General features: G+C 39.0%; 9 protein-coding genes and 3 pseudogenes. 1 reads left to right on the forward strand and 11 read right to left on the reverse strand.

Annotation, left to right across the window (positions count from 1 at the left end):
• Positions 1 to 83 (forward strand): annotated as a pseudogene (locus WFH18_RS14635) (IS1 family transposase); the annotation flags it as partial.
• Positions 84 to 91: 8 nt separating this feature from the next.
• Here WFH18_RS14635 and WFH18_RS14640 read toward each other — a convergent pair.
• The 11 genes and pseudogenes from WFH18_RS14640 to WFH18_RS14690 form a co-directional block, all read right to left on the reverse strand.
• Positions 92 to 286, reverse strand: a pseudogene (locus WFH18_RS14640) (IS3 family transposase); the annotation flags it as partial.
• Between the two features lie 199 nt (positions 287 to 485).
• Positions 486 to 1,712, reverse strand: a complete 1,227-nt coding sequence (gene actD, locus WFH18_RS14645; protein ID WP_004281767.1) for a putative acinetoferrin export transporter ActD — start codon at positions 1,710 to 1,712, stop codon at positions 486 to 488.
• Positions 1,713 to 1,764: 52 nt separating this feature from the next.
• The gene (locus WFH18_RS14650; RefSeq protein ID WP_336755114.1) at positions 1,765 to 4,002 is read right to left on the reverse strand and encodes a TonB-dependent receptor; all 2,238 of its coding nucleotides are present in this window, start codon (positions 4,000 to 4,002) and stop codon (positions 1,765 to 1,767) included.
• Positions 4,003 to 4,011: 9 nt separating this feature from the next.
• Positions 4,012 to 5,247 (reverse strand): MFS transporter, encoded by a 1,236-nt coding sequence (locus tag WFH18_RS14655; RefSeq protein ID WP_004683789.1) that lies wholly within the window; start codon positions 5,245 to 5,247, stop codon positions 4,012 to 4,014.
• The gene (actB, locus tag WFH18_RS14660; protein ID WP_004281762.1) at positions 5,244 to 5,615 is read right to left on the reverse strand and encodes a protein ActB; all 372 of its coding nucleotides are present in this window, start codon (positions 5,613 to 5,615) and stop codon (positions 5,244 to 5,246) included. The genes WFH18_RS14655 and actB overlap by 4 nt, the downstream gene beginning before the upstream one ends.
• Entirely contained in the window at positions 5,612 to 6,250 is a 639-nt protein-coding gene (gene acbD / locus WFH18_RS14665) for an acinetoferrin biosynthesis acetyltransferase AcbD (protein WP_004814638.1), read from the reverse strand. Before acbD ends, actB begins: the two co-directional genes overlap by 4 nt.
• Positions 6,251 to 6,277: 27 nt before the next feature.
• Positions 6,278 to 8,095 carry an acinetoferrin biosynthesis protein AcbC gene (gene acbC, locus WFH18_RS14670; RefSeq protein WP_004281756.1) on the reverse strand — a complete coding sequence of 606 codons (1,818 nt, stop codon included), beginning with the start codon at positions 8,093 to 8,095 and terminating at the stop codon, positions 6,278 to 6,280.
• The gene (gene acbB, locus WFH18_RS14675; protein WP_336755117.1) at positions 8,092 to 9,573 is read right to left on the reverse strand and encodes an acinetoferrin biosynthesis monooxygenase AcbB; all 1,482 of its coding nucleotides are present in this window, start codon (positions 9,571 to 9,573) and stop codon (positions 8,092 to 8,094) included. The genes acbC and acbB overlap by 4 nt, the downstream gene beginning before the upstream one ends.
• The gene (acbA, locus tag WFH18_RS14680; RefSeq protein ID WP_004281754.1) at positions 9,566 to 11,350 is read right to left on the reverse strand and encodes an acinetoferrin biosynthesis protein AcbA; all 1,785 of its coding nucleotides are present in this window, start codon (positions 11,348 to 11,350) and stop codon (positions 9,566 to 9,568) included. The genes acbB and acbA overlap by 8 nt, the downstream gene beginning before the upstream one ends.
• Positions 11,351 to 11,775: 425 nt before the next feature.
• Positions 11,776 to 12,213, reverse strand: a pseudogene (locus WFH18_RS14685) (IS5 family transposase); the annotation flags it as partial.
• A gap of 55 nt (positions 12,214 to 12,268) precedes the next feature.
• Positions 12,269 to 12,952: IS3 family transposase (locus tag WFH18_RS14690; RefSeq protein WP_004988758.1), on the reverse strand; the 684-nt coding region annotated here is incomplete at its 5' end.

Below are 12,952 nucleotides of genomic sequence, written 5' to 3' on the forward strand. Positions count from 1 at the left end.
GCTGCAACTTCTCCAAAAAGCTTGAAAATCATTTCAAAGCCTTTGATTTAGTGTTCTTTTATATCAATAATGGATTCGTTTAATGCCAGCATACTTTTTGAAACACCACCGGATTTTGCTGATCTAAATGCTTTTGATGCCAGGCACGAAGTGTTTCAGGAGTATAACCAATCTTAGGCGCAATTGCTGTGATTGCAGCCCAAGTAGAAGGATAATCTTTTTCAGATTCAATTAGTAATTGAACCGCTTTTTCTCTGATTTCAGGGGTATATTTTAATTTTGTCATCGGGGTAGTCTCTCAGAATATTGACTCTCCGACAAACCCGGTACGGTTCAGTCCCCTTGGATAGAAAATGTGAATAAACTGCAGAATGAATATCCATACGCCTAGATCAAACGTCCAACTAAAAATAATCATCTAAGAATTGATTACGAGACTGCAATCATAAAAATTTAATATTCTCTGTTTTTCAAGCATATTTGATTTAGGAGTTAACCTTATTGCTTATCATCGTATTCTGATTTGAATAGGATATGATCAACAAGTAGACCGCCACTGTGACCATCAATATTAAGAGTAAATAAAAAGGTAAGTGAATGCCGAACTGATATAGAAAAGTGCTCAGTAAAGGCGCCACAATGAGACCAATCGCTTGAGTAGCTGTACAAATACTTGCCATTTTGACTTGAGCAGCTTGCGTAACAGATTGAGCCGCCCCTGTGGTAAATGCAGGCAAAAGGCTTGCCACTCCGACCCCATAAAATAAATAACTTATTTGAAACATCCAAATATGGATTGCACTTAAAGATAGGATGAGTCCAATAACCATGCTAAACGTACCCACCAATACCAAAGCTTTCAGTTTTAAATGAAGTACTTTTACAATCAGGATCTGAGTAATCACTAAGCTAAAACCAACAATGAGCATACATTGGGAAAAATAAATCGCACTTTGTTGTGAGCTTAAATGAAAATGGTCTTGAATATAAAAACCTGCCGTCATATTGAGCGTCACGATAGCCATATAGGTAGTAAATCCTAAAATAAGCCAAGGAATAGCTGGTTTTAATGAAAATGAATGCTCTATTTTTACAGGCCGTTTTTGATCCAATATTGTGTTTTGTTTACCCTCATCATGTTTAAAATACATTGTGATAATCAAACTAAAAATCACCAATAAAATAACTGCAATCCACATTGGCAATAAAATTCCACCGAACAATAACACTGAAGTTAGAAATGGGCCGACGATCATACCTAAACTATTCATCGCACCATACATTGCCATTTTTTGACTGCGTTGTTGTTCCTCTGTGACATGTTGCATGACATAACTTTGTAGACCTATTTGTGGCATAGCCATAAAACCACCAGTACTTGCTCGACTAATCACCAACAAAGCAAAAACTATCATTACGGGTAATGTTTGTTGTATTCCCCAATAAAGAATCGCTGTAAATATAGCCCAAGTAATGGTCATGCCCCAGAAACCATAATTCATTAATTGATAAGGAGTCTGTATTTTTTCTCCTCTGGCAATCAGAATAGATGCAATCGCCATACAAATTGCACCCGCTGAAACAATTACTCCGCCCTGTACTTCTGTTAAGCCAAGCTCACGAATTAATGGGGCAAGTAAAGGTAAAATCATTGAAAAACAAGTACCGTTGGCTAGAGTTGCCCAAGCCAATAATTTAAAATTTTGTTGCATAGGTAGTATTCATCAAAAGAAAAGGCATCTAAAAGATGCCTTCTGGATAAGATTAGTACTTGAGAGTGTAGCTCAAACCATAGGTACGACCTTGAGCAGCCAAGCTCGAAATATCGCCGTAAACCGTTGAAACTGCTTGGCTATAAACAGACTTATAGTCCGTATTCCACACGTTATATACACCAAAACCTAAAGTTCCTGGACCTGCTTTTGCATTGGCAATCACATCCATCACTGCAAAACCTTTGATTTCTGCTGGAGGACGAGTACTACCATTCGCAATCGCATCTTTACGTGCTTCATCCGTACCATCAATAGCCAAAGCTTGTACTCGTAAACCTAAACCATCATTGAATTGCCAGTCTGAATAAACCGTTGCTTTCAAAGGTGCTACACGAATTGCATCTAACTCTTGCCATTTACCATTTGAGTTTTTGAACTGACCACGTGTATAAGCTAAAGTCCCACCTACATTCCAATCATCTGAAACGGTATATTTGACATTACCTTCAATACCATACACGCGTTCATCTGTATCAATAACTTCAATTGCAAAACTTGGAGGACCAAATTTCAATGACTTATCAGATTTGTTATAAAACGCAGTGATCCCTGTGCTTAACGCATCATCTTGTAGACGCCAGCCCAGCTCAAAACTATTTACTTTGATTGGATCAATTGTTTGGTTACTTACGACAAATTTTGCAGGGACATCTCTTAGCATACGTTGTACATCAGGTAAATTTGCACCTTGCGAGAAATTTGCAAACACCTGTTGTGCATCAGTTAAATGATAAAGTGCGCCTACATTAAAGAGTGTTGCATCATGCTTAACTGAACCACCTTTTAAGGTTTTAGCTTGGTATGTTGGAACGAAATCGGCAACCATTGCTTCAGAATATGGAACTGAGTCTTTAACATCACTATCGATGCGCTCATGACGAATACCTGCTTGTAGATTTAAGCGATCAGTTGCTTCAAATTGACTTTGTAAGAAGAAACCAAGCTTTTCAGTATCTACCTCAGGACCAAAAGCATAATTATTTAGGGGCTTAAACTTTAGACCATTACTACTGATAAAAGTATTTAGATCATAAAGTTGTGCTGTTTGTTTGCCATTTTCCTTATCGTAATCCACACCATAAGTTAGATTTAATGCACGTTCTGCCAGATTGAGTTTACTTTGAAGTGCTAAACGAGCACCAAAAACATCAATATCTGTTTCTGATTGGGTAACAATAAATGTTCTTCCACCTGGAATGGATGCATGTGCTAAAGCATTTGCACTTGGGAAGAATCGCCCTTTTTCAGTACGATAATACGCCTCTGCATTTACAGTCTGACCAAGAAAATCCTGATTTTCATATTGTGCATTTACTGCACTGCGCTTAGTACGTGGTTGAGTATCAAGCTCTAAACCTTTTACAGCTTTTTGACTAGGTTTTGCCCCTAGAAGTAAAACAGATAAGCCTGGACCATAATCAGCGCCATATTCACTGTCCTGCTCATCGTTATAGTATTGCGCACCGATACTTAATTTTTGCTTATCTGCCAACTGCCAGCTTAAACGACCATTCACATCTACAGTTTCAGTATCTTGACGATCTGTTTGTGCAACTTCTGGACCTACACGATCACCTCGACTATCTTGAATTTCACCGCGTTGTGTATAGCTAGCACCTATAAAACCACTCCAATCCCCTTGGTTAAATGATGCAGACTGAAACGCTTCATAAGCTAAAGCATCACTTTTGAAATTATCACCTGAAGTAACGCCGAGTTTGGTTTCAAAATTTACACCATCACCCGAACCTCTTTTGGTGATGATATTGATGATCCCACCTGTAGCACCTGCACCATAAATACTACTTGCACCTGACACGACTTCAACACGTTCGATCATGTCTGGGCTAATGCTATTTAATTGGCGTGAACTATCGCGTGAGCCCGTTTGCGGAACACCATCAATCATATATTGCACTGTACGACCACGCATGGTCATCCCATAGTTACTGGTCGTACCTGAACTTGGTGTTAAAGATGGAACCAACAGTCCTAAAATATCTGCGGTACTTTTACCAGCAGCAGCTTGTTTTGCAATGTCTTCTTGGCTAATACTGTAAACAGTTCCCGCAATCTCAGCGATACTTTGAGCTGAACGAGTTGCTGTCATAACAATCGGTGCCAGTTGATTTACGGTTGAAGTCTGCTCGACATTTTGAGCATAAAGTTGCGTACTGATCGCCAAGCTGAGCAGTGTTAATGATGTCGAAAGTGAACGAACTTTCATAAATGACCCCTAGATGAGTTGTTGCGTTTGTTTTGCTTTGCGAATAAGCAGTTGACTAAGCAACACGCTTAAAACAGATGAAACTGCGAGAATGAGATAGAAGTTTCCATAACCAAATGCTTTGGCTAAGAAACCTGAGACTGCACCGCCAATAAAATAAACCAATAGTTCGAAGCAAACTAAAATCGTAAAATCAGTACCAGCTTGTTCTTTGGAGCTGGTCTGCATGAAATGTGCATATAAGGCTGTCATTGCGATATAGCGGATGGCAAGAATGACAATGACAAAGCCACCAAGAAGTAAATGCCATTGATTCAACCAACTGAGTAAAACTGCAACACCCAACAAGGCGTAAACCAAACTGCGTGCCCAACCAGCCCAGATCAGCAATTGTGTTGCGGCTATTTTTTTTAATAAAAATGCAGCTGAAACAGCGGCTAATAATCCAATCCCTGCACCTATTACAGACATCAGCACGCCGATTTGTGACAACGACCATTTCTGATCAATCAGCATCGGATTCAGCATCGCCATAGCCGGTGCTTCGACAATTCGATAACATACGATCAAGGCTAATGCCCATAACATTTCTGGACGTTTAAATGCACGGATCAGACTTGGCGGCTGTTTTGAGATTTTCTCTACATTTGATTTTTCTTTAATCTGGAAAATAGCCAACATCGTCAATGCTGTCATAGCGGCTAAGGAAATCAGTGCAGTTTGCCAACCATAAAGCTCATACAGCCATAAAGTTGCTGCTCCACCAACCATACTGCCAAGCGCAACACCTATACTTTGCGCCATACTGCCTAGTCGATACTCAGATTCTGAAAAGGTTTCGACCGTATAGCCATCAATTGCGATATCTTGAGTTGCAGCAAAAGTTGAAATCCATAAACCGACAATAACAAATACACCAAGACCGTAATCGAATTGGGTAAGTGCCAAAGCAACGACCCCCAACACCAAAGCTATTTGCGTAAACAAAAGCCAAGTTTTACGTTTACCGAGTTTTTTGAAATAAAAACGATCAATTAGTGGTGCCCAAAAAAACTTGAATGCCCAAGGAATATAGAGCAGCGACAACATGCCAATCCAACGTAAATCTACGCCTTGATGACGCAGAATCGCAGGTAAGGCCACATTATAAAAATACAGTGGTAAGGCATGCGCGAGATATAAAACCACCACGACACTCAGGCTCAAGGCTGAGACTTTCTGAATATTTAATGAATTTTGATTCATAAATACCTCTGCAAAGCCCATTGTGTGGCTTCAGCTTTATCTACGCTCACAAAATATGGAACATGCCAAGCTTTGTGCAGAGCTGGTGTATCCAATCGAATACGATCTTCTTCATCTTGAGCAATACGAGCAAAACCCAAACAATATTGGTAAAAATCTTGTTTATATTGCTTATACCATTTGCCTTGGATTGCTCTATATTCCTCCGGAAATTCTGTATTTGCATCGGTTTGCATGATCAACACAAAATTTCGCTGATGTTCGAAATAGTGCTGAATCCGTGCTAACCATTGTTCAAATTCTGCAACAGAGACATTCGCCGCAAAGCGCATGTCTAAGATATGCATTTCATTGATATATAAGCTCATGTAACACTCAGGAGTTTGGCTGGCTGATTAGCTAGCTGTTGTTGTGATGTTTGGTAATAATCCCCAAACTTGTTATAGAAAGTTTCTCTGAAGCAGTAGTACAACATCGCTGTTTTTTCAGGCATCGGTATTAAACGTTGGCTTTCATAACAAAGCTCTGCCACTACTGCTGCATATGGTTTAACGGTATGATCTGGCTCACCCACAATTTTTTTAGCTTTCGAATGTTCAAAAATGTAAAAGCTGAGTAACCGAATGGTTGGTCGCAAGAAGCCTTTGCCAAACACAGATTTGTCACCAAACAGGAGATGCCAACCGAGATCATTGTCATCACCATCGTAATAACGGCCTAAACGATCTCGTTTACCTTCATAAATTTCGGTATAGCCCACATCTTTGCCATCAATTCCAACGATTAATAAACGGTGATGGTCATCTGCTAACATTTTGTCGAAGTAAACTTGTAACTCTAGTTCCGATTTATTTAACTGCCACTGAGGAATTACATGTGGCTCATGCATCCATTGATGTAATAAAGGAATATCCTGTGGATATTGCACTTGGCGTAAGTAGTACTGTGTACCATCTTCAAAGTATTCAAAATAATCTGGTAATTGCTGAGAGATAGTTTTCATATCGAACCTATAAAATGACGAATAAAATTAGCCCGCTTTAGCTTGGCGTGGTTGTTCTGCCCATGTTTTCAATGTTTCTGGGCTAACTGGATTTGCAATAGGATCAAGGAAGACAGGAACAGGACGTTCTGCTTCATCGTTATAACTTGTGGTAAATAGACGTACACGGTTTAGACAAATTTTGGTGTAACTTGGACGCAGCATGGCGAATTTATCAGCACGTTCAGCCAGTTCTGGATGTTTTTGGTTAAACTCAACAATCGTGTTGGAAATGGTCTGCCAAAAATCAAGCTCAGAATATTCAGGATAGTCTTGCAAGAACACATTACAGATATAACGGTAATGCACCATGAACAGACCTGTGAAAATAAAATGGCTTAGATCGGTCGCTTCGTGACGGAGTAATAAATCTGCTTCAGATGGTAACTGAGTTAACTCAGGAAAATCCTCATCCACTAAATTGATGTCGTCAATGAAGTCTTTTAATACCATTGCTTTCGGCACACCATTTTCATGTACCAACATTGTGTTCTCACCGTGTGGTGAAAATGCTAAACCATAACGATATAAGCAAAGTAATAATGGACTCATGCTTACTTGAGCAAATTGTGCTAACCAATCCAAAGGACTTAAACCTGATGCTTGGATCAACACGCTCAGGATCGATTGACCTGAAATATCACGGTGTAACAATGCTGCTTGAGATAACACTTGATGAGATGGATCAACATAACGATCAACACTTTCACGCCATAAACAACCGAACAGCTCTTTAAATTGATACGGTGCACCGTCAATGCGGTCAAAACACGGCTGATGGATAGTTAAAGTCGCAACTTCACCTAAGAAAATCACACCTGTATTTTGTAAGTCTTGATCTTGTTGATGAATTCTTTTTAACCATGCGGTCACTGCTGGAGCTGCTAGATTACGCTTTGAGGGTAATCCACGATAAACAGCGGTATTAAAAATACTGACAGGCAACTTAATGTAATGGCGTTGTAGGTTTGACGTATTGCATAATGTGCGGATTGATTGCATCGGCACATAGCTATCTTGGCTGATATTTAACTCAATAATTTTCTGATCCACAATCTCATTGGCATAAGTCGGAACAAGCCATTGATGCCATTGCCAAGCATGTACGGGAATCAAAAAGTAATTTTGTGGATCTAGGTTTTTTTCTTGGAGAATATTGATGAACTGCTGTAGTTCATTGGCATCAAATTCATGTTGATATAAACCGCAGGCACTCCAATCTTCAGTACTTCGATACTCTGCTAAATCACGATGTACGGCTAACCACAACACTTTAACTTCAGGTGAAAGCTCTGGTGCAGCGCTTAAATAATCATCATAACCAAAACCCATACGCCCTTTACTCATGATGAGCCAAGGATGACCACGTAGCATGCCTTCAACTTTGTAATGTGGCTCTGTCAAAACCGCTATACTTGGCAAACGTGTTTCATTGAACAAATGTGCTTCTGCCAGCCAAGTATTATTCATTTCTTTGATCAAATACGCTTTGGTAAATGGCTTAACATTAGAACTGTCAGACATTGCCACAATAAACTCATGTAAGTTCCAAGCAGGTTGATCATTTTCCTGACTATGAGTCACATCACGTACCGAAGCTTCCTGAATATTCCAGTGTCCGAGTAGATATTGATTTCCTTGAAACTCATACTGACGATTGCCTAAATCTAAACGATAACGCCCTGCTGACAATGCTTTAACTTCAATAATTTCTTCGTATAGAAACTCTGCAATCGCCATTTCAATAAGACGTTGTCCTGCGGCACGCCATTGCTGCTGATTAATTTTTAAAGTTGCAAAGTTCATATCAGTTTCTCATATGTTGAATGTACAGAAGCAGTTTGTGTACGTGTGTTTGCACCACGACGATTAGGATGCGCCGTCATCACGTTCTGTTCTGTTTTCTTGAAAATTGAATGGTTTTTATTGGGAGAATTTTCGCAAAGGCACTCGTTTGATTGTGCTTTGTCATCTGCCATACAAATTTTTGGATTTTGAGAGAGATTAAAGTGTTGGAATGTCTGCGCTTGATTGCCTAATTCATAAAGAGGCTCAGCAAGCAATTGATTAATGATCTTTGCTGCACGATAAGCACCAAGACCTAAATCAGGTGTGCCGACACCATGACTATGCATTTCCTGATTTTGAACAAAAATATGACCATTCAGCCGATGTACAACACGATAGTCGTCTGTAATCTGCCAACGCTGTTTATGATCAAACTCGATGTATGGCTTGAGCAACTGCATAAAACCAAAATCAGGCGTGAAATAACCCGTCGCGGCTGCAAGAAAATCACAGTCGAGATGAAAAGACTGAGCTGTAGCACGATGCTGGAAATGCAGTCGGATTTTTTGTGTATCCAATGCTTCTGCATCTTTCAAATCACATTGACTATGTAAATGTGTCTGTAAGCTTTGACCTGCAATACTGCGGTGATAAAGTCTTTGATAAATTTCCCGAATGGTTTTTGCACTAATTCCCTTGTATAACAAGGCTTGTTGCTTTAACTGCTGTTCCTTTTGCTGCGCAGTCAAATCATAAAAATGCTGTGCATAATCTGGACTAAAATGTTCCAAACCTAATGGCGCATACTCCATCGGGAAGAAACCTTGAGAACGAGTAAACCAATGCAAATCAAACTGATGATTAACAGTATCTTGCTGTTCATCAAATAAGTCGATAAACACTTCAGCTGCAGATTGTCCAGAACCAAGTACGACCACATCGCCATGTAAATCTGTATCGGCATGCGTCATATACTGTGCTGAATGCAGACATTGTTGTGGACGGACTTTCTGAATCTTTGCCAAACATTCAGGCAAATATGGCACATTACCACTTCCAATCACTAAATGACGGCATAAATAACTTTGCTGAACACCGTTTGATTCAACGACTACTTTAAAACCTATCGTTTGAGGTTCAATCTTTAGAACCTGCGACTGGTATTCGATACAATCAAGTTGTTCTGCAACCCATTGGCAATAGTGGTTGTATTCACAACGTGGAATATGTGGCTGCTCTAAAAAGTAAAACTTATACAAACGTTGCTGATGACGCAGATAATTCAAAAAACTAAATGGACTGGTTGGATCAACCATCGAGACTAAATCTGCCATAAATGGCACTTGTAATACCGTATTAGGTAGTTGCATACCTGCATGCCAATCAAATTGCGCCTTTTGCTCAAAAAATACGTAATCGAGTGAGCTTTTGTTTTGTAGCAAACTAGCAAGACTTAAATTAAAAGGTCCTAGACCAATTCCAATAAAATCAAGCATAACTGACATCCTTCTGTGAAATACGCAGTGGATTTGGCAGTTGCACGTAAACAGATTGATTTTCTACAGGTGCGATCAACTCGTCTAATTCATGCAAACGTGTCAGCAAGTTGCCTTTATAAGGCAGCGTTGAATTGAACAGTAGTCCTTGTATTAAGGTACTCTCAGGATATTGCTGTAATTGCTCTTCTAAAAATCCAGTTAGATGCGCTAACAATTCATCTTCAGTGATATAGCCTGTTGCACCGATGGCATTAATAATCCCGAACAAAGTATTGCCAAAGAAATAATAACTAAAACGTTCATCAACAAAAGCTTTCGGACCTACCGCAAAGGCTTTTTCTTTCAGTTCAGGAAGTGCTTGCAGAATTTCAGTGGCAAATTCTTCAATATAATAAAAACCTTGGTTATCACGTAACCATAAAGTTTTAGGAAAATGGTTTTCGAGTTCTAATAATACATTTTGTTGATGTGACTCAAATGCCATACCATAACGATGGTATAGATACATCAAAGGCTGCAAACTGACTTCGAGGAACCGATTAAACCAATCTGAAGCAATCTCTGAAACTTCAGCATCAGGATGGGCTTTCGCAATTTTTGCAAATAAGGCATTAAAACGATTTAAAGGCTTGATCGGATGATCTTGGCACAAAGATGCGATACAAGTGACTTGTTGTTGTGGATGGAATGGTTGATCTCGGAAAATACAAATACTTTCATTGATCACTTCATCATCGATTTTTAAAGCGATCCAAGCTGGATCATTGACTGCTTTTAGACTTGGACACTGTTTAAGAATATTTTGCCCAAACTCACTATGCCACAGACGATGTGTCAATTCACCACGATGACATTCTTTGGCCAAATTCACTCGAATAGAATTGGTAATCATCACTGAAAGTGACGGCTTCATCATCCAAGGTGCATTGAAGCTCGCTAATGTGCGTATGGAAGTGGTTGGAGAGAATTGCCAACCACGCAAGCCCAAATCAATCAGTTGCCCTGTTTGCTTTAATCGTTCAAACCAAGCTTTGCCCTGTACATAACGCGCTTGCCATGGATGTAAAGGAAGTAACTTATATTCCGCATGTGTCTTTAATAAATTGAGATCACTTTCAGATAAATACCACTGTAACGCAGTTTTTAATTGCGCTGAAATAGGTTCATCAGTCGCACTACCTTCTGCAATATAATCTTGGTGCACTAGCCAATAATGAAGTTGAGTCTTACCTTTATTTTCAGGAGAAAAGTTTAACCAATCTTCATGAACAAAGCCTGTCCTACTTTTTGGCGCGGGATGCATACTATGCCCTAAAATCAAAGCTTGCTCTGTTTCAATAAAGCTTTGCCCTGCTTTTACTAAATCATCAAATTCATATTCACGATTTTGTAAAAACTGTTGTAGCGCATCTCGACTTTGAATCCATTTTTCAACTAATGAAGCAGCATCTAGATGAACAGCGGCTTCTTGAACAAGTTCTTCTAGCAACAACCCAACAATTGCTACAGGACTAAATACCTTAATTTTTTCATCGATGATAATTTGCGGAAGATCTGCTAAGCGATGTCGCCCCACACAGCTCACATAAGATAAAGGGAAAAAGCAACGTGCTTGAATAGAGGTAATCGGTATTGATAACAGCGTCAAACCTTGGCTAAACGTCTGTAGTTGAAGAGATTGCTGACTTTTATGAAGCAAGTGACCTTTGCCAGTTTCTTGCGTATATGCATTGACGAAATGTTGTAACGCCAACCGATTAGCAAGTGAATGCATCTGTCGATATCCTCTTTCAAAAGAGTTAATTTGTTTTTCGAAATGTTTTAGGCCTGAAACACATCTTAAGTACAAGGGAGTTTGTAGTTAAGATAGAACTAATGATAATTATTATCATTTACTATTTCAATTCCATAAAAGAACCTAGAAAAACAATACTAAATCATTGAATTTATTTTGTTTAACAAGGAATATTGCTCAGTAAAGATACAAAAAGATAATAATAATTCTCATTAAATAAAATGATCAGCTTGTAGCCATCAATAGTTTTTATAGATGTATAAAATTTTTAAATAGTCTCAAATGTAATATTTCCCCACATCAAAAATCTAATATGTCAAAAAATGGGGTATACGGATTTAATGGTTGATGGGGCTTTGTTGCATAAAGATTTTAAAGATAGAGCTTTCCTAAGTTGTTTAAATTTAAGTGACAACTTGGGTATGAGCTCGGCCTAATTCCATAAATTTATTTAATACTGCCACACGTGCATGAATCTCATTCACCTGGCTTTGAAAACTCCGTGCACTGAGTTTATCTCCCAATAATTTGATGCAATGCATCTTGGTTTCTACCAAGCTTCGGCGATGATACCCAGACCACTTTTTCCAAATTGCTCTTCCTAGGCATTTAACCGTTTTCAACAATTCATTTCTTTCTAAAGATCTCAGCTTTTTGTCTTTCCAGGGCTTCGCATTTTTTCTTGGCGGAATCACCGCATGTGCCTGTCGATCTGAAATGACTTTTCTGCAGTGTTTCGTGTCATAAGCACCATCTGTATAGACAGAATCAATCTGCTCATCAAGTGGAATTTGATCAAGTAAATCTTCGAGTACTTGTGAATCACTGACATTGTTAGAGGTGGTCCCACATGTTTGAACAACTAAAAGCTTATTTATAAGTGATACTCTGCTCTAGTTAAGCTACCTTATTTTGTTGTGGTAGCTGGTCATAGTAAAACTCATCTGGAGTCATTTTGTCCAGACTCGAATGAGGTCGTTTCAAATTATAAAATTCAAAATATGCGTTTAATTGCTTCTTCGCATCCAAAACATTGCTGTAGGCTTTGAGATACACCTCTTCATATTTAACGCTCCGCCATAATCGTTCAACCATCACATTATCAACCCATCGACCTTTACCATCCATACTGATTTGAATGCCATTTGATTTCAATACATCAATAAATGCATCACTGGTAAACTGACTGCCTTGGTCTGTATTAAATATTTCAGGTCGACCATATTTTTCAATAGCTTCATTTAATGTTTCTATGCAAAATGTAACCTCCATACTAATCGATACTCTATGCGCAAGTACCTTGCGGCTATGCCAATCAATCACAGCACATAAATAAACAAAGCCTTTTGCCATAGGGATATACGTTATATCCGTAGACCACACTTGATTACTGCGCTGAATAGCCAATCCTTTGAGCAGATATGGATATTTGCGGTGAGCTTGATTAGCCTGGCTTAAATTTGGTTTGCAATATAACGCATTAATGCCCATTTTCTTCATTAAAGTACGTGTATGACGTCGTCCTATATGATGTCCTTGACGATTCAATAAATCACGCATCATACGGCTACCTGCAAAAGG

This window comes from Acinetobacter sp. USHLN143 (genome assembly GCF_037145695.1).
Classification (GTDB): Bacteria; Pseudomonadota; Gammaproteobacteria; order Pseudomonadales; family Moraxellaceae; genus Acinetobacter; species Acinetobacter fasciculus.